The following is a 24,804-nucleotide window of genomic DNA, read 5'->3' as shown; positions in this document are numbered from 1 at the left end:
ATCTTCCGCCTTTTTATTATGAAATGGGTTCCATATTCACTTATAGCAATCCAGCCCACTTTAGTCCATGATATATACCGTCTTCATTAACATCCTTTGTCACATGATTTGCAAGTTTTTTCAAGTCTTCATGGCCATTTCCCATCACAATACCTGTGCCAACGGCTTCGATCATTTCTAAATCATTTAAGCCATCTCCAAATGCATACACTTGATCACGATTAAAACCTAACTTTTCAATGTATTTCTCAATTCCTTTTGCCTTAGAACCACCATTCGGAATGATATCCATTGAATATGCATGCCAACGAATAAAATGAAAATCTGGATAATGATTAATAAACTTTTCCTCTTCATTTACTTCACAAAAAAGTAGTGTTTGATAAATATTACGTTCCTCATAAAAATTAGGCTCATATGCTGGATGCTCAAAGTTTAAGCTTCCAAAGCCTTCTTTCACATAATCATGATATTCCACTGATGCTCTCATATCTTGATGGTCAAGATATACAAGTGGATATCCTTCTTGTTTTGCAAACTGAGTAAACCTATGTAAAGCATCTGGATGTAACGGATTATTAAATATTACCTCATCTTCAAAGACAACATATTGTCCATTAAAACTAACATAATTATGTATATTAAGTTCCCTGCGAATATCTTCGAACATAAATGGCGCGCGCCCTGTCGCAATTGCTACATGTACACCTTTTTCTTGTAACTGTTTTACTGCATCTCGTGTAGATTGCGGAATTTTTTTATCATGATCTAATAATGTTCCATCAATATCAAAAAAGACAATTTTATCATTCATTTGTCAAAATCCTTTCTGGGACTCTATATTCCTATTTTGAATATCACTTTTCAAATTCTAAAAAAAAGTATAACATATTAAACATCTGTGAAGAAAGCGTTCCCTTTCTGACCTTATTTGTAAACTTTGCATATATATATTAGTAAAACATGTAGATACTTGTTCGGATGAATTTTCTTTTCCATTCTTCCTCATACTATACCTATAACTAACGGCTACTGATCGTTACTATAGAATAACTTTCACTGTATGGGAAAGGACAAGATTCACCATTCACTTTTGTCCTATCTCTTATATCAGAGATAGAGTTTTCACTAGTAATAGGCATGTTTAAAATAAGGAAAGGAAGGAGTAATCATGCTGAAGAAGCTGAAGAAAAAGCTCAAGCGTTATTTAAACGGTCTAGTCCGTAAAAAGACAATCGCTTAAATTGTGCCCATTTCGGGCTTTTTCTTCATTCTCATTCGAAAAAACATGAAAATCGTGACTGTTTGCTTTATAATAAGTAACAGATAATGCAAAACATAGACAAGGAGAGGTTTTCCAAATGATTTTTAAAGTATTTTATCAAGAAAAATTAACTGAGGTTCCAGTACGTGAAAATACAAAAGTTTTATATTTAGAGGCTACGTCTGAAAAGGATGTTCGTACAAAGTTAAATAAGTTCGCATATAATATCGAGTTTGTTCAGTCTGTTACTGGCGCTCATCTTGAATATGAAAAAGAAAACGCTGATTTAACATTAGCGGAAATCGTATAGCGATATGAAATTTCTAAAAAACGACCAAGTTGCTGTATTTGCTCTCGGTGGGCTTGGTGAAATCGGTAAAAATACATACGCTGTTCAATTTCAAGATGAAATTATTATAATTGATGCTGGAATTAAATTTCCAGAGGACGAACTTCTCGGAATCGATTATGTAATACCAGACTACACTTATTTTGTGCGAAACGAAGATAAAATTAAAGGGTTATTCATTACACATGGTCACGAAGATCATATCGGCGGAATCCCTTACCTATTACGTCAAGTGAACATTCCAATTTACGGCGGAAAATTAGCAATTGCACTCATCAAAAATAAATTAGAAGAACACGGCTTACTTCGTAAAGCAAAACTTTACGAGATTCAAGAAGATGACGTTATTAAATTCAAAAAAACGTCTGTATCCTTCTTCCGTACAACTCACAGTATTCCAGATTCGTACGGCGTTGTTGTGAAAACACCTCAAGGTCAAGTTGTTCATACTGGTGACTTCAAATTTGACTTCACACCAGTTGGTGAACCAGCTGATTTAACAAAAATGGCTGAAATCGGTAAAGATGGCGTACTATGTCTATTATCTGATAGTACGAACAGTGAAGTTCCAAACTTTACTATGTCTGAGCGTCGCGTTGGTGATAGCATTCAAGACATTTTCCGTAAAGTAGAAGGACGGATTATATTTGCAACCTTTGCATCAAATATCCACCGCTTACAACAAGTTGTTGAAGCTGCTGTTGAAAACAACCGTAAAGTAGCTGTGTTTGGTCGAAGTATGGAAGCAGCGATTGAAATTGGACAAAACCTTGGTTATATTCGTTGCCCGAAAGATACATTCATAGATGCATCTCAACTAAACCGCTTACCAGCTAATAAAGTTGTTATTTTATGTACAGGTAGTCAAGGTGAACCGATGGCAGCACTTTCACGTATTGCAAATGGTACACACCGCCAAATTCAAATTATTCCTGGAGATACAGTTGTTTTCTCTTCTTCACCAATTCCAGGAAATACAATTAGCGTAAGTCGTACAATTAACATGTTGTACCGCGCTGGCGCTGATGTAATTCACGGGAAACTTTCAAATATCCATACAAGTGGACACGGTGGACAAGAAGAACAAAAGTTAATGTTACGTCTAATTAAACCGAAGTACTTCATGCCAATTCATGGTGAATATCGTATGCAGCGTATGCACATGAACATAGCAAATGATTGTGGCATCCCTGAAGAAAATTGCTTCATTATGGATAATGGCGATGTTCTTGCTTTACGTTCGGATGAAGCTAGCGTAGCTGGAAAAATCCCATCTGGTTCGGTCTACATTGATGGAAACGGTATTGGAGATATTGGCAATATCGTATTACGCGATCGTCGTATCCTTTCTGAAGAAGGACTTGTAATTGTAGTTGTAAGCATTGATATGAAAGAATTTAAAGTTGCAGCAGGACCTGATATCATCTCACGCGGTTTCGTTTACATGCGTGAAAGCAGCGATTTAATCAATGATGCACAAACATTAATTACAACTCATTTAGAAAAAGTAATGGAGCGTAAAACAACACAATGGTCTGAAATTAAAAATGAAATTACAGACACATTAGCCCCATTCCTATATGAGAAAACGAAACGTCGTCCAATGATTTTACCAATCATTATGGAAATATAAGAAAAAGGACAATGCCATGAAGGTATTGTCCTTTTCTTTTCTCTTATCTTAAAAAGTGTTTAAATCGATCCACTTCATCGTCATGACCAATGACAATTAATATATCTCCTGCTTGAATATTCTCCGTAGCTCGAGGGGATACGATAACTTCTTTACCTCGTTTAATTGCTACAATATTCAATCCAAACTTCGCACGAATATCTAATTCAATTAAAGAGTGCCCATCAATTTTTTTATTCGCAATAATCTCTACAATACTATGCTCATCTGAAAGCTCAAGGTAGTCTAGCACATTGCTTGATGCAATATTATTAGCAATCCTTTTTCCCATATCACGTTCTGGATGCACAATATGATCTGCACCTATTTTACTTAACACTTTTTCATGATAATCATTTTGAGCTTTTACAGTAATATTTTTTACACCCAACTCTTTCAAAATCAAAGTCGTTAAAATACTTGAATTTAAATTATCTCCAATAGCAACGACTACGTGATCAAAATTTCGAATACCAAGGCTTTTTAATACCATCTCATCTGTTGAATCTGCAATTACAGCATGCGAAGCTATATTTGCAAATTCATTAATTTTATCCTCATCTGAATCGATTGCCATTACTTCCATGCCTAATTGAGCTAGTTCTCGGCAAATACTTCCACCAAAGCGACCAAGTCCAATGACAGCAAATTCTTTTTCTTTCTCACCCACAAGAATTCCTCCAATAACTTCAAGTACTATTTATTTTCAGTGTAACACACTTTATATGCGTCACAAAAACTATGATTAGCTCTTATTTTTGTTTTTGTATATAAAAATATTGTTGCAAGTAAAAAGCGATACCAACAAGTAGCATAGCAAATACAAATATATTTCCAAAAGAACTAAATGTTTCAAAAACGAATAATAATGTTTCTTGACCAAAAAAGGCAAATAGAAGCTGTGTGAATGCAAATAACAACGCCCATATGTAATGATGTTGATGGAATAAATAATGCGTTGCACCTAAAAAAGCAATAAACGAAAAGATAAAGATCCACCAATTTTCTAAAAATAGTTGCCAATTAGAAAATTGATATCCATTTACTAATATCGCAATAAGCGCGATAACTGCCATCGTCGGCACACTCCAAAATAATGCCCGTCCTCTAAAGAAACGAGTGCCTTTAACATCTCCTTTTTCATGTGCAATATATGTTAGTACTACTGTGCTTATATACAAAACAGAAAGAATTGTTAAAACGATAATAAGCCAAAAATGTAATTGATAATATTCATGCTCTATATTTGTCACGATTGCAGCTAACATGCACGGAATTAACATTCCCGTCCAACCATCTACTTTTCTTTCATTCCAAAAGACCGTATTACCAATCCTTATTCCTAACAACATAAAAATAATGATACCCAATACAAATAACGTAGTTTTATTCCCTACTAAACTCGTTGAGAAAGCAATTAATCCAATAAATAAAAAGAGCACAAACCCATTCATAATTTCTAGTACAGGTGATAAATATCTCTTCACCCATTTGTATGTTTCGTCATATTCATTATTATCTACTAGACGATAGGCATAAAAACTTATCCCAAAATAAACCGCCGCAATAATAACATACGCATATAAGACGAAACATAAAATCGCACTGCTAATTTGCACGTAATTCCCCACCCTTTTTTCTATGTTTCACATTGATTTTACACACTTTTCATACTAAAAGTAAACATATATAAGTTAGTCAAATAATTAATAATGAGCAGTGGCTAAACCCCCTGCTCATTATTAAAACAGTACAATTAACTTTAATTCTTCCATTTGTATGTAAATGTCTAAAATCAATCTATACGAGCGTTACTTACACCTCAGAACAAAAAGTTTTTTGGAACCTTCAAGAGAGCGGAAGTTTTATTTTCTATTCCCTTTCCACTTTACATATTGGCTTAAAAATGTGATTGCCTTTTCAATCACTTCTTCGTCTGGTTTTAATTTTGCATGATGTAAACCATATTCTGAATTTACTCCAAGCCAAAACATAAATCCAGGGATTTCTCGAAGCATATAACCAAAATCTTCACCCGTCATTGCCTCAGTACATGTAATAACATTCATATCAGTTTGTTTATGTACAAATTCCATAAACTCTCTCGTTAACTCTTCATGGTTATATACTTGATGATACATTGCTCCGTAATCTATAATCGCCTCACACTGGAAAGAAGCTTCGATACCTGCAACAATTGACTCAATTCTGCTTTTCACACGCTTCATTGATTCCACTGATAATGTTCGAATCGTTCCTTCTAAACGAGATTTTTCTGCAATAATATTTTGAACCGTACCACCTGTAATTTTCCCGATTGTAATTACTGCACTATCAAGAGGATTTACATTGCGACTAATAACGGATTGAAGCTGTGTAACAAGGTGACTCGCTGCAACAATCATGTCATTTGCAGTATGCGGATAGGCAGCATGGCCACCTTTCCCTTTTAAATCAATATATAATTCTGAAGTATTGGCAAATAACAGTCCTTCTTTCGTTGCAATTGTCCCCACAGCGTATTCTGGTGCAATATGAAGACCAAGAATTATATTTGGTTTCCATTCTTTTAACTCTTCACTTTCTAACATAGGAAGAGCACCGCCTGGTCCTTCTTCTGCTGGCTGGAATAGAAATACAAGGTCATCATCTATTCTTTCGCTCACAGCTTTCGTTAGAAGGCCTAAACCGATTGTTGTATGTACATCATGGCCACATGCATGCATCATTCCTTCATGAATAGAAGCAAACTCGTATCCAGTTTCCTCTGTAATTGGTAAACCGTCTATATCTGCACGATAACCTATTATTTTTTGGGGGTTTTTTCCATTCACTTTAACGATTACACCCGTTTTCCATGTCTTCACTTCCACAAATTCATGAGAAAGTGTTCCTATATAATCTAAAATATACTGTTGTGTTTTCCATTCCTTAAATCCGATTTCTGGAATTCTATGTAAATCTCTACGAATTTGGATAAATTTGCTTACTGTCATTTTTGCACCTCTATCTATAAAAAGCGTAAGAGCCCATTTACGCTCTTACGCTTTTTTTACTTTTTATTTCTCTGGGTTTAATTGACGAAGCTCTTGTTTAATTTCTGTTTTTGCTTTTGTCTTCTCATCAATTTCTTTAATTACACGTGCTGGAGTACCTGCAACAACTGTGTATGGAGGCACATCTTCTGTTACAACAGCTCCTGCTGCTACGACTGCACCTTTCCCTACTGTAACACCCTCTAAAACAACCACGTTTGCACCGATTACTACATCATCTTCAACGATAACTGGTTTTGCAGAAGGTGGCTCAATAACACCTGCAAGTACAGCACCTGCACCTACGTGACAGTTTTTACCGACTGTTGCACGTCCACCAAGTACTGCGTTCATGTCGATCATAGAACCTTCACCAATTACAGCACCAATGTTAATTGTTGCATTCATCATAATTACAGCGTTGTCACCAATTTCAACATGGTCACGAATAATAGCACCTGGCTCGATGCGAGCTTTAATACCTTTTAAATCAAGCATCGGGATTGCAGAATTACGACGATCGTTTTCTACAACGTAGTCAACGATGTGCTTATTATTCTCATCAAGAATTGTCTTAATTTCAGACCATTCTCCGAATAATACACCTGACTTTTTATTCACAAATGCTTGTACTGTTTCAGGGAATGTTACTTCTTTTAAATCCCCTTTTATGTATACCTTTACAGGAGTTTTCTTTTCACTTTTTTGAATAAACGAAATAATTTCGTTAGCGTCCATCATTTTCATTCTTGTTGCCTCCTAAATCCATTTATAATGTTACTCTACCAAACGAAAGAGCGAGTAGCAAGATAATAATCTTATTTTTCCCTTTGAATTTCTTCTATAATTTCTAAAAATGCTTGTACTTGCTTCAACTGCCTTGCCGAGTCACTTGTTAACAACCATGTTTCTCTCGTCAGTTGAACAGGTGTTTTATACATATTTTCCTGTACTTCCTTTAAAACAGTAGAAGGTAAAAGGGCATAACCTATACCATTTAAAACAAGTTGTTTACATGTTTCAATTTGGTCAACTACAATCGTTCGCTTAGGCGGATTAGAAAATAAACCATACCACCAATTTTGTATTTGTCCATAATAAGTCGAATCACTTTTAAATTGAATGAACGGCCTATTTGTTTCTTTTAACATCGAAATATCTTTTATTTCTTTATCAACTAAATACAGTTCATCTTCAAATAATTGTTGCTTCTGACCTTTATATTCTTGTGTTCCCCTCAGTATAGCAACATGAACGTCTCCTTCATAAAACTGCTTTTGCACTTCACTACTCCATCCAGTAAACAGCGATATCTTGACAGAAGGATATTTATGCACAAACTTTTTCAAAACAGGAGGGAGCCAATATTGACCAATAACTGATGCAACAGCTATTTTTAACGTTCCATGAGTTTCCGTTCTGAAAACAGCTAGCTCACTTTTTATATCTTCTTCCCTTTGCAACATTTCTTTAGCATAATTTGCAACTTTTTCCCCTTCAGGTGTAATTGTCAATCCTTTTTGTGAGCGAATAAAAAACTTCATTCCCCATTGTTTCTCCATAGATTGTAATCGTTGACTCAGCGCAGGTTGGGAAACAAATAAACGTTCCGCCGCTTTTCTCATATTTGATTCCTGAGCTAACACAACCATCATTTGAAAATCATCAATTTGCAACTTTCTCCCTCTTTCCTTAGCTTCCATACACCTTATTTCAATAAGCTTTTCATCCTTAATTTACCCGAATGCTTTCATTCAGAAAATACAATTGTCCAGTGCAAACTTTCCTTATGTTTTATGTCTTTTTAAATATAATACATACACAAGTGATATGCACGAAAAAAAAGTGACTTCTTCGTTTCTATGAAGTCACTTTTCTTACGTTATCGATTATGTTGCCTTACTTTCTTATTCAACAATTTTAAAATAGCCCGACGTGTTAAAATCCCCTCAAAATAGCCTTCTTCATTAACAGCGCAAATAAAAGGATGATCAATTGTCATTTCTAAAGCTTTTGCAAATGAATCGTCTAATTTAAGAACAGGTATATCTTCTTTCATCACCTGCTCTACTTTCATATCATCGAGTCTTTCAAACTCAATACGTTCTAATCCTAACATACCATCTAATATCATGGCAGTACTAATCAAACCATGTAGTTTATACATTGGATCTAAGACAGGTATCGCCGAATATCCAGATTTCACAAGAACGAGTAAAGCATGTTCTAAACTATTTCCAATTTGGACATGAGCTACTTTTTCCGATGAAATCATTAAATCCTTCACAAGAATTTGTTGAAATTCGTCTTTCGGAATACTAATCATATTACATCCCCCATTTTCCCTTTTTCCTGCTTATGTTCACAACTCTATTCACATTTTATGACAGCGTTTTCATATTATTATTTTGTCCTAAATTTATTTCAATAAAAATACAATCACACAGCTATTTTAGCATACAGCACAAAAAAAAGACTACCATTCCGGTAGCGCTTAATACCCTTTATTTTTTAATCTGTAAAATAACCTTGTGATTTTTTTATATTGCATCACATCTGTCTGTTTCAAACCATTCTCAATATCTGTAAGTTCCACAGCTAAAATTTCACTTGCGTAATTTTGCTGAAATAAAATATCTAGTAGTAAACTTTCTTCTTCCTTCGTTAAAACAACTTCCCTTTGCATATACCCCTCTCCTTACACTCGCATCGTTACTCTTATTATATAAAAAATTCAACCTATTTAATAGATGTAATATTCAGTTTTTATTAAAAGATATGTAGCAATCGTATACATACAAAAAAATCATTTCGTATATCGATTTGCATAGCTAAACGCCGCATAAGCATCTGGCTTAATTTTTGCAGTTAATCCCATCGCTCGAATTTTTTCTGTCATATCTAAAATAAATTCTTTTGTTAAACCATCATTCCCAATGTCTAAATGAATTTCCATTATGAATCCAGCCCCATCTTGAGCATAAGGATGCAATAACTCCCATATTGTTTGTATATGAGTAGGCGTAAATAGACATGCGATTTCTTGACTAAACTGCGTTTCTAAATATATTTTCTCACGTAAGGTTGCCGGCTTATCTTTTACTGATCTATGGTGTAAACAGCCCCAGGCACCTTTTCCAACACGATGAATATGGATTGCTGTAATAAACCTCGTATCCTTTTGATGCGCTTGTGAGTCTGTCCCAATGGATAATCGATATAAATTTCGCGGATCCTTTTCAATGAAACTACAAATACGGTTAAAGACCATATCAAAATTTAAATGTCTCTCTGAAACATTGTAAAATTTATGTGCACCGTCCACAGAGTCACGTCCTTTCAATTAGACAGACTTTTCGTATTCTCATTGTATGGGACAAAAACTAAAATTATAACTTCCTATCCTTTATTCGTTTCAATATTTCGAATTACAAAGTGACAAACTTGGCACGTATAAATTACATTTTGATTAGATTGAGCCGTTAATACATGAATAATCTCAGCAGAACTTTGACAATTAGGACAAATCACAACTGGTAAACGTTCCATACGATAACCTCCTAGTTATATTTCTCCCGCTATTTGCAGAACCCAGCGATTGTGAGAAGTTTAGCTTCACATATTCACCCGGTTGACGGGACTCATTTTCCACATGGATAAGCAAACTTGCACGGATTAAAATTTCATTTTAATACCATTGTAGGAAAAATAAAAAACTTCTATACATTCCACTAGAAAGTAATAGAACTAAAAAAGGTACTGCCACATGGCAGTACCTTTTTTATATGTATCAAGAAATGATATCGTAAATCTCAATTGCAACCATGTCGATATTATCGAATTGATACACTTGAGGTTTTTCACCTTGTTGATACACTTCTAACTCATACATTTCACTTTTATCGAAAAATTTCACGCTACATTTGCGCTCACCGTTCACTTCAAAATAGCGTTGTGCTACTTCACCGCTTTCAGCTTGTTCTTGTAGACTAACAAGTCGAGTTAAAATTCCTTGGAGTAGAGACATGAAATCTCTCCTTTCTCTGATCTTCCTACCAATAGGTTTTACAGCTATACTCATTCTATCCGTCATAACAGAAAAAATGTTCCACACTCTAGGATAAAGGTTATTGGCCAGAAACTCAACTAAAAATTTGTCGAAATGCGAAGGAAAAAACAGAAAGAACATATTTCCCCTTCTTTATTGCGGTTTTTATACTGGAAGAATATAATAAAAAACAGAAAAAAGGAGGAATAACAATGAAAAAAATTGAGGTTTATACACAACCCGATTGTCCGCCCTGTGTTATTGTGAAAGAATTTTTGAAGCATAATAACGTTGCATATGAAGAATTTGACGTAAAAAAAGACGCTGCTGCTCGCAATCGTCTTTTATACGACTATGATTCTTATTCAACTCCAACAGTCGTAATTGATGGCGAAGTAGTTGCAGGGTTTCAAATTGAAAAGTTACAACAACTACTCAATATAGAATAGGAATAGGTAAATACCTATTCCTATCCTTATCCCGCTATTTGTAGGTAGTAAAACTCCTACCCTAAATTTAGCTACAGCAAAGAAGTTAGATGGAAGAGTAATCCCTCCCACTGATTAAAAGTTTCACTTTATAATTGTTGCAACCTTTTTATTTCAGTTAAAAGTTCCTGACTTTCATGATATCCTGCTAGCTTCCATTTATCTTGATCCCTTTTCAATGTTACAATTTGATACTGTCCACTTTTTGTCCGCTCATATACATATAAATTTTTATGTTCTTCATCATACGACATTTTTGTTTCTGAATTAAAAGAAAACGGTGCTTCTTTTGCCGGAAGTAAATATTCACCACTTTGTTTATCACTTCTGCTATTTTCATCTGTAAATACTTGAAGGAAATTATCTGTAAAATACGGTGATAACGTCTCTATCATCTTATTCATCGGCAAATGCTTCCCACGAATTGAAAACTGGGTTTCATAGCCTTTTTGTATCGTTGTAAATACTTCTTTCCGATCGACTTCCACTTCCTCTTTTCCTAAAACAGTCGTAACACTATAACCAACTAGAAAGGCAACACATACAAATAGAACAAGCCATATTCCATATTTCCTCATTTTTTCACCTTCCTTTTAAAAGAACTTGTCTTTGTAGTATTCATTGTAACAATGATTATGCAAAGAAAGGACAGATTTCGTTCGTAAAATCTTTACAACGATAGACAGCATTTTCATCACCATTTTCACTATTACCAATTTATGATAAAAACAAACAAAAAATGCACGAATCTCTTCGTGCATTAAAATAAAACATCTTCTTCATATAAATATTCATAAGATAAATCTATAAATAAAAAGTTGTCATCATCAATCGGGAAAGAAAATGTTCGTACCATTTCTCCCGTTTCAATATCTGCATATAAATCTGAAAGCCTCGCCTTATTCTCAAAACGCATTTTCATGATATTCTCGAGAAAATACGGGCGCCAACTCCAGTTCTTCATATAATAATCCGGCATCACAATCCATTCTCCATCTTTTTTCATAACATTTCCTGATTGTTGGAAACCATCTTCATTACAAATAAATATACGAAAACTACACTGTGATACACTTTGACTAAATTGTAATAACCAATCATTTATATCTTCATTCTTTTTTTGTTTTGATAAAACATCGCCAATGCGATCGCGTAACATCTCTGTTAAATTATAAATTTTTTGTAACTTCTTCTTTTCATGCTGAATAAACTGATGACATTCATTACCTAGTCGCTCTTTCAAAACATTCGTTTCAATAAAATCAGGTAAACATTCTTTCAAATAATTACCTTGATAATATCTTCCGCCGTTCTTCCAAGCATATTGCAGTTGATAAAAAGCATCTATTTCTTCATATAACAAAGTTGCACCAATTCTTCTAGCAAGTAATGATAAAGAATATAAAATATCTTGATAAGATTGTAAAAGTGCTGTTTGCCTTAAGTTCGTTAAATCTACTTTTAAAATATCAGGTGCTAACACGCTAATACGCTCTAAATTACTTGTGCCCGTTCCGACTTTATTAATCGAAATTTGAATACCATATGTACGATAATACATAAGCAAATGATTAAATTGCTCTATATCTTCTTTACATTCATGCTCTGTAATCTCTAAAACAATTTGTTTTAAATTTAAACCTTGTTCTTCATACCTCAATAAAAGTTGAAGCAAGCTTTCATCATCATCATTCATTAATACATTAGCATTCCGATGTATAAATAATAATAATTTTTGATCGCTTTCTAAATAACGATTTAAAGCTTTTTCTACTATAATATTATCCGCTTCCAGTTGAAATTCACTTGGAATCGAATCATCGTGAAAGAAAGAAGCTAAACTTTGTATGCCCTCTTCTGTTTGAATACGTCCTACTACTTCGTATCCAATTACAGTATGCTCATCAGCACTAAAAATAGCTTGATAATAAGGAAGGACTTTATCCAAGTTACTCATTACATCTAATGCATCTATCAACGTGCTTCCCTCCCTTTACTTTTCAAAAATTATAACATGATATTTACGGAAAAATAATAAAAAATCCCTTCAGTTTTCCTGAAGGGATTAGAGGGGTAAAATGCTAAGGGGAATTAGCAATTCTACTATGAAGAAAAAAGAGGTCTTAAATATAACGTATATATGACCTCTTGTAAACACTTTTCTTTCATATGTCACAATTCCGTCACATTTAGCCATAAAAAAATGAATCAAATATTCATTTTTTTATCCCTTTTAAAATGGATATTGATGTAAATGTTGTCCTCCATCCATTGTCATGCAAGTTCCATTTATGTACGCAGCTTCATCTGAACATAAATAATAAGCTAGACCAGCGATTTCTTCTGGCGTACCCAGCCTTCCAAGCGGAACACTTTGTATCGTACGTTTAGCCATTTCTTCTGAAATCCATAATTTATCAGCACCGCCCGTACGTTCAATTGGTCCTGGCGCGATAGCGTTAACTCGTATTCCATATTTACGTCCCCACTCAACAGCGAGCGTCTTCGTCATCGCTAATACTCCTGCCTTCGCTGCAGCCGAATGAATAACTCCTGGACCAGCATCCCATGCATATGTTGCTACCATGTTAATGATATTCCCTTTTATACCTTTTTCAATCCAATATTTTCCGACAGCATGACTACAGTAAAACGTACCGTTTAATACAATATTAATGACTGAATTCCAGCCATTCACAGATAAATCTTCTGCTGGACAAATAAAGTTTCCAGCTGCATTATTTATTAAAACATCAATTCTACCAAACTTCTCATCAATCTGTTCAATCATTTTCTGAATGTCATCCGTATTTCTTACATCCATTTGTACAGGTAATACTTGCCCTGGAAATTGTTCAATTTCCAACTTTGTTTCCTCTAGTTTTTCCTTTGTACGTCCTGTAATAACAACTCGTGCCCCTTCTTTTGCAAAACGAGTCGCCATTCCTTTTCCCATTCCACTCGATCCACCTGTTATAATAACTACCTTTTCTTTCACATACATCCCCTCCAAAAAATGAATACACATTCATTTTATCACTTTATTTAATAGAAATCTTTATATTTTTAAACTTTTCTGATATTTTAGCGTAAAGAACTTTCTTTTTATTCATTTTTTTTCGTAATCTATACTACTTTTTATTATGTAAAGTATATTTTAAATAAACTGAAAGGAGATTTGAGTAGCCTATAAATGGAATGAAAACATTGAGGTATACTCATATTTTTATGAAGCACATTACAAGAAGAAATTTTTTAAAAATTGGTATGCGCACTTGTCTCTATTCATTTATAACCAGTAGCATCGGATACTACTATGCTAAATATATAGAGCCCCATTTCATTTCTTTTACACAGCACACATTAAAATCACAACTCATCCCAAAAAGTTTTCATGGTATGAAAATTCTTCAATTCAGCGATTTACATCTCGGATACTATTTCTCGCTTCAACATTTATCTAAAGTTGTTTCTAAAATTAATGCTGTAAATCCAGATATTGTCCTTTTTACCGGAGATCTCATTGATAATTATCAAACGTATACTGACACTCCTTTCGTTGCATCCATTTTAAAAAATATACAAGCCCCCTTTGGTAAATTCGCTATTTATGGTAACCATGATCACGGTGGATATGGAACTGAATACTATGAGCACATCATGCGTGAATCAGGATTTGAGCTATTGCTCAATAGTGAAAAAAGAATTCGCTTAATGGATAATAGTGAAATTTCTATTTTCGGTCTCGATGATATACTATTAGGCAAACCAAAAATAGAGAAAACATTAGAGCATGCACGGCAAAGTACTTATAACATTGTTCTTGTTCACGAACCAGATATCGCGCCCAAAGTTTCTAGATATCCAATCAACTTGCAACTTTCTGGTCATAGTCACGGCGGACAAGTACAAATTCCTTTTTTAGGAGCTATTATTACACCTTCACTCGCCAAAGACTATATTGAAGGCTTCTATACAATTCAGGATTTAACTCTCTATGTCAATCGAGGCCTGGGAAGAACACGTGTCCCATTTCGTTTTATGTCAAAACCTGAAATCACAATTTTCACACTCCAACATTCGTAATAATTCGCCTATTTTCTTACATATCCTTTCTTGTACGCGCTCATCCACGTTTTGTTTACCATATGATAAAAGTGAGTCCAATAAAGGAGGTATGTTCATGTATCCATATTATCAACCAATTCCAGTCCGTTCAGCACCTATTGGTCCAGTAGGCGACTCACGCTTCTTCCCGTTTTTTGGCGTTCCCTTTCTAGCTGGAATTGCTGGTGGATTGCTCGGCGGAGCATTAGCTTTCGGCCCTCGACCATTTTATCCACCTTATCCACCACCTTTCCCGCCGCCAGCACCTTATCCTTGTTACGGTGGACCATGTCAGCAACCATACTATTACTAAGTTAAAATAACGATTCTTTCAACGAGCCATCTCATTACACGCTTATAATAAAACTATTGTTTCTACTCATCCTTCCATTTTTGGAGCATATGAGTAGAAAAAAGTAAAAACCTCTTATTGACATAAGAGGTTTTTACTTTTTTCATTATTCAGCGTCTGTATTTTGATATGCCATCTTAAACAACTTCACTTGGCTATCAATTTCTTCTGTACTACTATTAATAACATAATAGTAATCACCATCTTTATTTTGTTCACGTGTTTTCACATTATCAGCTAATGTAAGCTGTAAAATCGCCTTAATTCGTGCCTTCATTTCAATATCTAATATCGGGAAAGATATTTCCACTCGCTTCTCCATATTTCGCGTCATCAAATCAGCTGAAGATAAATATATTTTCTCCTCCCCATTATGATGGAAATAATAAATACGGCTATGCTCTAAGTATCTTCCAACAACACTAACTACACGAATATTTTCACTTACATTTGGAATGCCAGGTCTTAAACAACATGTCCCTCGAACAATGAGCTCTACCTTTACTCCAGCTTGTGATGCTTCGTACATTTTTTTAATTAATGGTTTATCTGTTAATGAATTCATCTTAGCGATAATATATCCATTTCCATATTGCCTATGATAACGGATTTCTTCATCTATTAAATCTATAAATTGCTCTCTTATATCAAATGGAGCAACCGATAAATGATGAAAATGTGGCTTTGTTGTATAACCACTTAAATAATTAAAGAAATTGGTTGCATCAACCCCAAAGTCTTTTCTTGATGTAATATATCCAAAATCAGTATATAACTTCGCTGTTGCATCATTATAGTTTCCAGTTCCGAGATGTACGAACCTTTCGATTTTTCCGTTTTTTCTTCTTACAACTAATGTAATTTTACTATGTGTTTTCAAGTGACTTACACCGTAAATAACATGACAGCCTGCCTGTTCCAATTCTTTAGCCCAATGAACATTGTTTTCTTCATCAAATCTTGCCTTTAATTCAACTAATACTGTCACTTGTTTTCCCTTTTCAGCCGCTATCTTTAACGCCTGAATAATCGGTGAATCACCACTTACACGATATAACGTTTGTTTAATCGCAAGTACATTCGGATCGTCCGCCGCATCACGGACAAAATCAACTACCGGCTGAAATGATTCAAAAGGATGATGTAATAAAATATCATGCTCAATTGCTTTTTCAAATACATCTTCTTCATCACCTAAATCTTGAGGTGGTTGCGGAATAAGAGCCGGATATACAAGATGTTCATATAAAGGAGCTAATTTTTTATATAAAGAAAACAAACATGTTAAATCTAATGGACCATCCATTATATATACATCTTCATCTTTTACTTCCAGAACCTCATATAATAACGCTAGTACTCTTTCATCAATGTGTTCTTTCCCAACTTCTAAACGAACAGCAGCCCCCCACTTACGCTTTTTTAATTCTTTTTCAATTACCTTTAATAAATCTCTCGCACCTTCTTCATGAATCGTTAAATCTGCATTGCGTGTAATACGGAAACGAGTAACAGATGATACTGTATATCCCGTAAATAATTTATGAGTAAAGCTACTAATTACGTCTTCTAATAAAATAAATTTATGCTTTTGCCCTTCGCTCGGTAAAATTATGAAGCGCTCAAGTAATGAAGGAACTTGCACAATTCCTAACTTCGTCCTGTTTTCTTCTTCCGCTTGCTTCTCATCATATAAAAGAGTAGCCAAATTCAAACTTTTGTTTAATAACATTGGAAATGGGCGATATGCATCAATAGCTACAGGAGTTAACACTGGAAAAATTTGCTCATCAAAATACTCTTCTATAAATTCTCGTTGCTCTTTCGTCAAATCATTGAATGTTAAACGTTCAATTCCCTCTAACTCAAGCGCTGGTAATACATAATTTTTAAATGTATCATATTGTACTGTCATTAGTGCATGGGCTTTTATCGCAATTTTATTTAATTGCTTTTTTGGTGTTAAGCCAGCTTTATTTTCTGGCTGATTAAATCCAGCACTCACTTGATCCTTTAATCCCGCTACACGTACCATAAAAAATTCATCTAAATTCGAACTAAAAATACTAATAAATTTCAATCTTTCCAAAAGTGGATTATTTGCATCTTGCGCTTCTTGTAAGACACGTTCATTAAATGCTAACCAACTTAACTCTCGATTATTGTAATAAGCTGTATCATTTAAATTTACTGCATTCCCCTTCAATAATTCCATTCTCTTCACACTTCCCCTTGAAACTTTTTCACTATAATTTAGTTACTTTTATTTTAGCAAATTACAATATTATAAAGTGTAAATTTTTTGTAAAGACATCCGTACAACCTAATGTTTTAGTTCAAATAACAAGTTAATATTCGTTTTTAATACTCTTTCTAACTGTTTTTTTTGTTTTTCAGCCTGCACTTTTTCCGCTAATGCCGATTTTTCACATAAAGCTTTAAATGTTAATCCTTCTTCGTTTTCTGTTATAGATATGGTATCAATAAGCGATCGTTGCCTTACATTTAAAGTAGCTGAAAATTGTAAAACAGCTCCTAACAGGCGGATTTTTTTTTGTTCGCTTTTATCAAACCAACCTTCAAATGGAGATAAATGTTGTTTAAATAACATTTTTGATTTATACGATGCAATAAGCGCTAGCCTTACTCGATCTTTATGCATCATGCCATCAATTGTCTTATTCGCTAATAAATAAAACGTATGTAAACGACTTGCTTCTTCGTCTATATATTTGCCTATATTAAATACTTTCGCTGCTTGATGGAACACTTCCCAGTCTTTTACTGACATAGAAATAAGCCCTATTTCCTCAAGTTGTTTGCAAATTAGTCTTCCATGTTTAATAAGCTGAATAACAAATTCCATGTCCATTTCGTATTCATGTGATAGTAAATGCAGACTTTCTTCAACTACGTTCGGATAATATGAAATCCCCAAATCTTTTGTCAACTCTTCATAGAAAACACCTTCTCTTAACCCTTTTCTACTTAATACAAATGCCGTTGCCTCTATAACATTAACAAGTGTATGAAATACTTCAACCGCTGGAATAATCGTATCTGCTCGATCTTTTGCCAACCCTTCCAATTTCTGAAGTTCTATGTACGACAATTTTTCCAATTCATCTTTTACACTTTCAATATCTTCTTCTTTCATCTTGTATAAATGTAATCCTGCTATAGGATAGCATATTAAATTTTGATGGATTTTCACTAAGTTCCTAGCACTACCACCAATTGCAATAAGAGGCAATTTCTTATTGATTAACCATGGTAACGTTCGAAATTGAAACTCTAAATACTGTTGCATTCCCTCTAACTCATCTTTAGTAGGAATATCCCCTTTAATAAATTGTTGCTTTAAAGAAAGTGCCCCAAATGGAAAACTATGGTACTCTAAAATCTCTCTATTTCTAAAGTATGTAACTTCTGTACTTCCCCCGCCGATATCTACCGTTATTCCTTCTGAAAACGATGTAGAATTCATAACCGCCAAGTATCCGTAACGCGCTTCCTCATACTCTGATAATACTCTAAGAGTAAAGTCCGTTTGTCCTTCAACAAGCTTTTTAATTTCCTCTTGATTCTCCGACTGTCTAATTGTTGCTGTTGCAACACAAAGTACATGATGCAACTGATGGAATCTTGTACTTTCTTGAAATTGAAATAATGTCTGTAATAATACTTCTATTCCCTCTTCATTCAACACACCATCAATTAAGTAATTCCTTAACCTAGCAACAACTTTCGTATTTTCAATCTCTTTATAAAAACCTCCATTTTGCTTTTCATAAATAACTAAACGCATTGTATTAGATCCAATATCTATAATGGCATACTGTTGTTTTAATATTTCTTTCAAACTTCTCACTCTTTCATTATCAAATTTCAAAAACATATTCTATTACTATTATACAAAATAGTTGTTTTTTGTAACAATATTGCTTTAATATTGAAAATATATACAATCACTTTTTGCGTATAATAAATACCTATTTTATTTATGGTATAATAATGAAAAATTGAAAGGAGATTCAATATGAAACCTTCACAACCACAATCTCAATTACAAAACCAACATTCTATTAATCGACTAGCTCAATCTATTTTCGTTGTGAATCGTCATGCTAAAGCAGCTACTAATCCTAAATATTTATACTGGTTAAAAAAGACAGCTTTAGAACGTTTGATTGCTGAAAAAAAAGCAATTAAAGAAGGATTACATTTTTCTAGAAACCCACGTTTTAGCCAACAACAATCTGATGTCCTTATACGTTTAGGCGATTATTTTTTCCACATCCCTCCTACGAAAGAAGATTTTCGAATTCTACCGCATCTTGGTCATCTTGAATCCTCCTATCGAAATCCGAAAACAACCTTATCTTTAACAGTGGCAAAAAAAACAATTCAAGATTATATTGGTCCTGAAGCATTAAAACAAGAAAAAAAATTAAGTGAACCTGTTCCATGGTATAGTCGTACTTATACAAAAAAATAAAACAGTTTGGCCAAGTGTAGGCCAAACTGTTTTATTTTTTCTCTTCTTTAATTTTAATATTTGCTTGTTTATAAAAAGCTACTTTTTCTGTATTATAAGACTTTGTGAATTCATTAAATTTATCTTTTTCTGACTCAATATCCTTATAAGATTGATTTACTACTTTTACTTTTTCACTAATATCTTTTAATTTAGTACCTTTATCTTGTAACATTGTATATAACTCTTTTTCTTGTTTTAAAGATTTGTCATAGCTGTCATACATTTTATTAAATGAATCGTGTCGTTTCTCATACGTGCTTTTCACTTTATCAGCTTGATCTTTCAATTTCTTATCTTCAATTTTCTTCACATACTTATCAGCTGACTTCACTTCTTCTTGCGCTTTATTTAAAACTTCTTTTTCTTTTGCAAGCACTTTTTCTCGTTCAGTTGTATTTTTCACTGCTTGATTCAGTTTTTCTTTAACAGTTTGATTATTATCTTTTCCTTCTTGAACAATCTGGTTATATAATTCTTGTCCTTCTTTCTCTAAAGTCTCAAGTTTTTTTGCATCTTCAAACATTGTTTTTTCTTGTTTAGCAGCGTTTTCAAACGCTACATATAATTCTTCTTCTGGTTTCGGACCGAAACAACCGGCTAATAAAATCATTGATAATGCAGTTACAATTGCTAATTTACTATATTTCAACATCTCTTCCTCCTACTTATAAACGACCATCGTGTAATATAAAAAAGTTATAAAATATGTAATTGTTCTATACACTCGCATCTTTTTTACGAAGATCATTAATATTGTTTGTACAAATTATTACTTGATATTACATTATTCTTTTTGAATTATTTAGCAATTCCATATCCATCTTTAAGTATACTACTTCGTGTTTTTTAAGGCCTGTTCACACTATGTATTACTTTAATATCCACGGAATTTCACCTCAGTCTTAATAAGACTATAATAGTTCACCTGATAAAAGGTGATCGCTCCGCTCTCACGTCTATCATTCCCTTTCCAGCTTTCTATCAATTAATCTCTTTGTTCATTTTACACAGTACAATCGATATCTCGCAACAACTTACAAATATTCTTTTCATTTCCTAAAAAGGAAAAGTGTAGAGCTTGCTTTCCTCTACACTTTTAAAATAAAACACACTGTGCAAATTGCATTGACACTACCATCATAATTATATGCTTATTTCATATATTTTTAAAGACTTTTATTACAAACGTGGCGTTTTTTTGTAATAAAAGTCAAAAAAATGTTACAAACAAAACATCTTCCTATCATATATCTTCAAATCAAAGCTTCACTCATTTTCTTGCAAATTTCTATACTGGTACAATTGATTTTGCGACTTTCTCAACAGTTCTTCAAACGTTTTTCCTTCTACTGGATAGCTAGCTGCTCCAAATAAAAGAGTGACACTGAGTAAATCACCTTCTATTTCACTTTCAATATTTTTCATTAATCGTTTTGTTATTGTTGATGTTTCATGACCATTATCAATTGCTACAATAACGTACTTATTTTCATCCCACTTTGTAACAACATCTCCCTTCCGAATTGTCTTTACAATGGTACTCTCTAATTTTTGTACTAACACTCCCAACTTTTTTTCTTGCAACGTGTCTTTTAATCCTTCCCATTCTTTTACAGAAAGAATGTACACTGTAATATTACGAGAATCTCTTTCAGATAAAGCAGCTACTTTCCCAAAAAAATCAACAACAAAATCATTGCTTGCCATTCCTCCTACTTCCATACCCATACGCTCGTTCGCTCTTTTATCGTACCAATGTCCAAAATAATAACTTAGTATCATTTGCAATATATAAATAATAAAGACGGTATAAAATGATCGTGAATCCAGTTTTGCAATTACATCCTGAAGTGCAATCCATTCTGTAACTGCCACAGTATTGCCAAGCAATAATCCACTAATTTTCCCTTTATGTTTCATACTTTTCCCCCTTTTATACCAATATATGTTTCTATATCAATAATGTTTTTCTACAAAATAAAAAATGTACATATGCAATGTACATTTCTGCTTAAGCTTGTATACCTTTTCTACTCTATTTCATATATATATAATATAACTTTTATAGAAAGGAGTAATCTATATGCTACAAAAAGAGAATCTATCAGATGCTATGCGTTTACTAGCTGGTTTTCTATTATCATTAAAATTATTATTTACCTCTTTCGGCATACACTTTATTACAAACGATCAAATCGACGCTATTGTTAATGTTGTTTCATTTTTATTTATTCTATACTTTGGCTACAAAAATAACTATGTAGGAAAAAAAGGAATGGAGCAAAAGAAAATACTCAAAAAACACAACCTTCACTAAAAAAGGAACCTTTTGTACAGGTTCCTTTTTATCATTGACGCACAACAACTTCATTTGTTTGCAGTGGGCCATATGATATCTCTTTATCTTGAAATGTATATGTAGCCTGAAAGAATGTTTGTTTAAGAGCTTTATCTTTATTAGCTTTTATTTTACAACGTAGTTCCACCTTCTCATTCGGTAACAAATCATCAATTCGCCATCTAACAAGCTGGAATAAAAACTCACTTATCCCCTTATCAACTTTTAAAGAATTAGGAATATAAGCAAAGTAATCTCGAATCATATGACTTACAACAACTCTCGAAATCATTTCTACTCCTTTATTTTCCACTTCAATTCGCATAATAAGTATGTCGTTTACATCGTAGGTCAATTCATACGAAAACTGTTCTGTATACATACTACCAATTTGTAATGTAACGGCTACTTGAGGAAATTCGTTTTCCTTTTTCGATCCGTCAATCCACAATACTGGTTGTAGCGGTATTGAATACTTTCCTGTATCCGAAATTCGTCCCCATATTTTCATAATATATATTCACCTCATTTCAGATGTAACATACACACAATGAATTCCCCAAATTACTAAAGCTTGCTACAAGCAATGTTTAATATTTCTCTTCCTTTTATCCTATTCGACAATATGAAGAAAAAACCATTTTTCATCTATTAACAGAAGGTGTTCTTTATGAAATTTTTTTACAATTTACTTCATTTCCTTTATAGCAATATTCAGTATGGCTCACTCGTTTTCTACTCATACGAAAGAATATTTTGACGGAAGAAAAAGTTTGCCTTATAGTCAAATTTGACTATAATATTCTTTATGGCATATCAGTGCACTTATGGAAAAGAAATTAAAATCAACTATACATTAAAATTTTTTATCCACTGCACTCAAAACTTAATATAGTTTACTTATTTCTAAAGGAGGGTTATATTTGGAAACTCAACCATTAAAAAAAGACGCCAACAAGACAAAATTTGTTGTTGCTGGTTTACTGCTTGGTATATTAATGGCCGCAATGGATAATACAATCGTTGCAACCGCAATGGCAACAATCGTTGGAGACCTAGGAGGATTTGATAAGTTTGTTTGGGTCACATCAGCTTATATGGTAGCAACAATGGCAGGGATGCCTATCTTCGGGAAACTTTCTGATATGTACGGACGGAAACGTTTTTATATTGGTGGCCTCATTCTTTTCTTATTCGGTTCTGCGCTCTGCGGAACAGCTTCAAGTATTGAGCAATTAAGTATTTATAGAGCTATTCAAGGTATCGGTGGTGGTGCCCTTATGCCTATCGCCTTCACAATTATGTACGATATCTTCCCACCAGAAAAACGCGGAAAGATGACAGGACTATTCGGTGCTGTTTTCGGGACATCTAGTGTATTCGGTCCTTTATTAGGTGCTTATATTACAGACTATATAAGTTGGCATTGGGTCTTCTATATTAATATTCCATTAGGACTTATCTCCTTTTTCTTCATTACTAAATACTACAGTGAGTCTCTAGAATTTAGAAAACAAAAAATTGATTGGGCTGGTGCTATTACACTTGTCATAAGTATCGTTTGCTTAATGTTCGCATTAGAACTTGGTGGTAAAGAATATGCCTGGAATTCTACTGTAATTATTGGCTTATTTACAACAGTAGTTATTACGCTTATTATTTTCTTCTTTGTAGAACGAAAAGCAACCGAGCCTATTATTTCGTTCCATCTATTTAAAAAACCTTTATTCGCAGCTAGTCAAGGAGTTGCCTTTTTCTATGGTGCCGCTTTTATTATCTGTACAGTTTATATTCCAATCTTCATTCAAGGCGTTCTTGGAGGTTCCGCCTCTAATGCTGGATTAATTTTAACACCAATGATGGTTGGTTCTGTAATTGGAAGTCAAACAGGAGGACAATTAGCGTCTCGAACAAGCTATCGTAACATTATGATGGTATCTGGTGTCTTCTTCGTTCTTGGTATTTATTTATTAAGTACTTTAACAATGGACACACCTCGTTTACTCGTAACACTATTTATGATTCTCGCTGGGCTTGGTGTCGGTTTCTCATTCTCAGTATTAAGTATGTCTTCTATTCACAAGTTGGAAATGCGAGACCGTGGTTCGGCGACATCAACAAACTCATTCTTCCGATCACTCGGTATGACTCTTGGTGTAACGATTTTCGGTACAATTCAAAATCATATTTTTACAGATAAACTAAACTCTGTATTCCCCCCTGAACTAGCAAAATTAGCTCCAAAAGGCGGAGACACAAGTTTCTTATTATCACCAGGCGCTACCGCAAAAATTCCTGCTGAAATATTAGCGGGTATTAAAGAAGCTCTCGCTACATCTATTGCGAATACATTCTTCTGGGCACTCATCCCGGCTGTACTAAGTATTATTTGTATTTTACTTATGGGAAATGAACGCCTCTTTACTGGCCCTAAAAAGAAAGAAAAACAAAAGCAAGTTAGTTAATATAAAAAAGAAGCGGCATATTCCTTTATGAAAAAGGATATGCCGTTTATAATATGTATAAAGTGAAACTTTAATCAGTGGGGGTTGTTCATCTCCCACTGATTATTAGCCCTCACCAATCTGGTTTTTACGGGCAGTTAATCCCC

27 protein-coding genes are annotated in these 24,804 nt (G+C 33.7%); 8 read left to right on the top strand and 19 right to left on the bottom strand.

Annotation, left to right across the window (positions count from 1 at the left end):
• Positions 1–40: 40 nt before the first annotated feature.
• On the bottom strand, positions 41–814 hold the full coding sequence (locus AU379_RS04465; RefSeq protein WP_000998279.1) for a Cof-type HAD-IIB family hydrolase: 774 nt from the start codon (positions 812–814) through the stop codon (positions 41–43).
• A 547-nt stretch (positions 815–1,361) separates the two neighbouring features.
• Between AU379_RS04465 and AU379_RS04460 the strand changes: the two genes are divergently transcribed.
• Together AU379_RS04460 and rnjA are read left to right on the top strand one after the other, a co-directional pair.
• Positions 1,362–1,574 (top strand): DNA-dependent RNA polymerase subunit epsilon, encoded by a 213-nt coding sequence (locus tag AU379_RS04460; protein WP_000576435.1) that lies wholly within the window; start codon positions 1,362–1,364, stop codon positions 1,572–1,574.
• 4 nt (positions 1,575–1,578) lie between these two features.
• Positions 1,579–3,246: a ribonuclease J1 gene (rnjA, locus tag AU379_RS04455; protein ID WP_000670377.1), complete on the top strand. Its 1,668-nt coding sequence runs from the start codon at positions 1,579–1,581 to the stop codon at positions 3,244–3,246.
• Positions 3,247–3,289: 43 nt separating this feature from the next.
• Here rnjA and AU379_RS04450 read toward each other — a convergent pair whose 3' ends face one another.
• From AU379_RS04450 to AU379_RS04405, 10 genes are all read right to left on the bottom strand, one after another.
• Positions 3,290–3,955, bottom strand: coding sequence for a TrkA family potassium uptake protein (locus AU379_RS04450; protein WP_000504032.1), 666 nt, complete (start codon positions 3,953–3,955; stop codon positions 3,290–3,292).
• A gap of 82 nt (positions 3,956–4,037) precedes the next feature.
• Positions 4,038–4,904: a cytochrome c oxidase assembly protein gene (locus tag AU379_RS04445; RefSeq protein ID WP_001167321.1), complete on the bottom strand. Its 867-nt coding sequence runs from the start codon at positions 4,902–4,904 to the stop codon at positions 4,038–4,040.
• Positions 4,905–5,150: 246 nt separating this feature from the next.
• Positions 5,151–6,281 (bottom strand): N-acetyldiaminopimelate deacetylase, encoded by a 1,131-nt coding sequence (locus tag AU379_RS04440; protein WP_000218664.1) that lies wholly within the window; start codon positions 6,279–6,281, stop codon positions 5,151–5,153.
• A gap of 63 nt (positions 6,282–6,344) precedes the next feature.
• Positions 6,345–7,067, bottom strand: coding sequence for a 2,3,4,5-tetrahydropyridine-2,6-dicarboxylate N-acetyltransferase (dapD, locus tag AU379_RS04435; RefSeq protein WP_000783241.1), 723 nt, complete (start codon positions 7,065–7,067; stop codon positions 6,345–6,347).
• A 71-nt stretch (positions 7,068–7,138) separates the two neighbouring features.
• On the bottom strand, positions 7,139–8,023 hold the full coding sequence (locus AU379_RS04430; RefSeq protein WP_001987174.1) for a LysR family transcriptional regulator: 885 nt from the start codon (positions 8,021–8,023) through the stop codon (positions 7,139–7,141).
• A 179-nt stretch (positions 8,024–8,202) separates the two neighbouring features.
• Positions 8,203–8,646: a cyclic-di-AMP-binding protein CbpB gene (gene cbpB / locus AU379_RS04425; protein WP_000623579.1), complete on the bottom strand. Its 444-nt coding sequence runs from the start codon at positions 8,644–8,646 to the stop codon at positions 8,203–8,205.
• Between the two features lie 168 nt (positions 8,647–8,814).
• Positions 8,815–9,006 (bottom strand): antirepressor AbbA, encoded by a 192-nt coding sequence (gene abbA / locus AU379_RS04420; protein WP_001188692.1) that lies wholly within the window; start codon positions 9,004–9,006, stop codon positions 8,815–8,817.
• Between the two features lie 120 nt (positions 9,007–9,126).
• The gene (locus AU379_RS04415) at positions 9,127–9,645 is read right to left on the bottom strand and encodes a ribonuclease H-like YkuK family protein (protein ID WP_000348489.1); all 519 of its coding nucleotides are present in this window, start codon (positions 9,643–9,645) and stop codon (positions 9,127–9,129) included.
• 74 nt (positions 9,646–9,719) lie between these two features.
• Positions 9,720–9,869 (bottom strand): hypothetical protein, encoded by a 150-nt coding sequence (locus AU379_RS30465; protein ID WP_000440540.1) that lies wholly within the window; start codon positions 9,867–9,869, stop codon positions 9,720–9,722.
• Positions 9,870–10,110: 241 nt separating this feature from the next.
• Positions 10,111–10,347: a YkuJ family protein gene (locus AU379_RS04405; protein WP_000055151.1), complete on the bottom strand. Its 237-nt coding sequence runs from the start codon at positions 10,345–10,347 to the stop codon at positions 10,111–10,113.
• Between the two features lie 233 nt (positions 10,348–10,580).
• On the opposite strand from AU379_RS04405, the gene AU379_RS04400 reads away from it, so the two are divergent.
• Positions 10,581–10,817, top strand: a complete 237-nt coding sequence (locus AU379_RS04400; RefSeq protein WP_000717875.1) for a glutaredoxin family protein — start codon at positions 10,581–10,583, stop codon at positions 10,815–10,817.
• 128 nt (positions 10,818–10,945) lie between these two features.
• Here the strand turns inward: AU379_RS04400 and AU379_RS04395 are convergent, their stop codons facing one another.
• The 3 genes from AU379_RS04395 to fadH all read right to left on the bottom strand — a co-directional run bounded on the left by AU379_RS04395 (position 10,946) and on the right by fadH (position 13,854).
• A complete protein-coding gene (locus tag AU379_RS04395) occupies positions 10,946–11,434 on the bottom strand; it encodes a DUF3993 domain-containing protein (RefSeq protein ID WP_001233804.1) in 489 nt (162 codons plus the stop codon).
• 182 nt (positions 11,435–11,616) lie between these two features.
• Entirely contained in the window at positions 11,617–12,834 is a 1,218-nt protein-coding gene (locus AU379_RS04390; protein WP_000564306.1) for an EAL-associated domain-containing protein, read from the bottom strand.
• A 255-nt stretch (positions 12,835–13,089) separates the two neighbouring features.
• Positions 13,090–13,854 (bottom strand): 2,4-dienoyl-CoA reductase, encoded by a 765-nt coding sequence (gene fadH / locus AU379_RS04385; protein ID WP_000660913.1) that lies wholly within the window; start codon positions 13,852–13,854, stop codon positions 13,090–13,092.
• A 230-nt stretch (positions 13,855–14,084) separates the two neighbouring features.
• Between fadH and AU379_RS04380 the strand changes: the two genes are divergently transcribed.
• Positions 14,085–14,942: a metallophosphoesterase gene (locus AU379_RS04380; protein WP_030027732.1), complete on the top strand. Its 858-nt coding sequence runs from the start codon at positions 14,085–14,087 to the stop codon at positions 14,940–14,942.
• Between the two features lie 97 nt (positions 14,943–15,039).
• Positions 15,040–15,276, top strand: coding sequence for a hypothetical protein (locus AU379_RS04375; RefSeq protein WP_000283738.1), 237 nt, complete (start codon positions 15,040–15,042; stop codon positions 15,274–15,276).
• 145 nt (positions 15,277–15,421) lie between these two features.
• Here AU379_RS04375 and AU379_RS04370 read toward each other — a convergent pair whose 3' ends face one another.
• The gene (locus tag AU379_RS04370) at positions 15,422–17,530 is read right to left on the bottom strand and encodes a polyphosphate kinase (RefSeq protein WP_000421677.1); all 2,109 of its coding nucleotides are present in this window, start codon (positions 17,528–17,530) and stop codon (positions 15,422–15,424) included.
• A 108-nt stretch (positions 17,531–17,638) separates the two neighbouring features.
• Positions 17,639–19,213: a Ppx/GppA family phosphatase gene (locus AU379_RS04365; RefSeq protein ID WP_061138975.1), complete on the bottom strand. Its 1,575-nt coding sequence runs from the start codon at positions 19,211–19,213 to the stop codon at positions 17,639–17,641.
• Positions 19,214–19,354: 141 nt separating this feature from the next.
• Here AU379_RS04365 and AU379_RS04360 point away from each other — a divergent pair, with 141 nt between their 5' ends.
• Positions 19,355–19,813, top strand: coding sequence for a YkyB family protein (locus tag AU379_RS04360; protein ID WP_000804862.1), 459 nt, complete (start codon positions 19,355–19,357; stop codon positions 19,811–19,813).
• 31 nt (positions 19,814–19,844) lie between these two features.
• On the opposite strand, the gene AU379_RS04355 is transcribed toward AU379_RS04360, so the two are convergent.
• Positions 19,845–20,507: a YkyA family protein gene (locus AU379_RS04355; protein WP_000922482.1), complete on the bottom strand. Its 663-nt coding sequence runs from the start codon at positions 20,505–20,507 to the stop codon at positions 19,845–19,847.
• 614 nt (positions 20,508–21,121) lie between these two features.
• On the bottom strand, positions 21,122–21,775 hold the full coding sequence (locus AU379_RS04350) for a diguanylate cyclase (RefSeq protein WP_000680811.1): 654 nt from the start codon (positions 21,773–21,775) through the stop codon (positions 21,122–21,124).
• Positions 21,776–21,938: 163 nt separating this feature from the next.
• Between AU379_RS04350 and AU379_RS04345 the strand changes: the two genes are divergently transcribed.
• Complete coding sequence (locus AU379_RS04345; RefSeq protein ID WP_000939448.1) at positions 21,939–22,172, top strand: SPP1 phage holin family protein; 234 nt, start codon at positions 21,939–21,941, stop codon at positions 22,170–22,172.
• A gap of 31 nt (positions 22,173–22,203) precedes the next feature.
• On the opposite strand, the gene AU379_RS04340 is transcribed toward AU379_RS04345, so the two are convergent.
• Entirely contained in the window at positions 22,204–22,704 is a 501-nt protein-coding gene (locus AU379_RS04340) for a hypothetical protein (RefSeq protein WP_000708120.1), read from the bottom strand.
• Between the two features lie 412 nt (positions 22,705–23,116).
• Between AU379_RS04340 and AU379_RS04335 the strand changes: the two genes are divergently transcribed.
• Positions 23,117–24,658 (top strand): MDR family MFS transporter, encoded by a 1,542-nt coding sequence (locus tag AU379_RS04335; protein WP_000449901.1) that lies wholly within the window; start codon positions 23,117–23,119, stop codon positions 24,656–24,658.
• The last annotated feature ends 146 nt before the right edge of the window (positions 24,659–24,804 follow it).

The organism is Bacillus sp. JH7 (genome assembly GCF_001563515.1).
GTDB classification, from domain to species: Bacteria; Bacillota; Bacilli; order Bacillales; family Bacillaceae_G; genus Bacillus_A; species Bacillus_A cereus.
The sequence above is the reverse complement of the archived record's forward strand: the minus strand, read 5'-3'. Positions and strand labels throughout refer to the sequence as shown.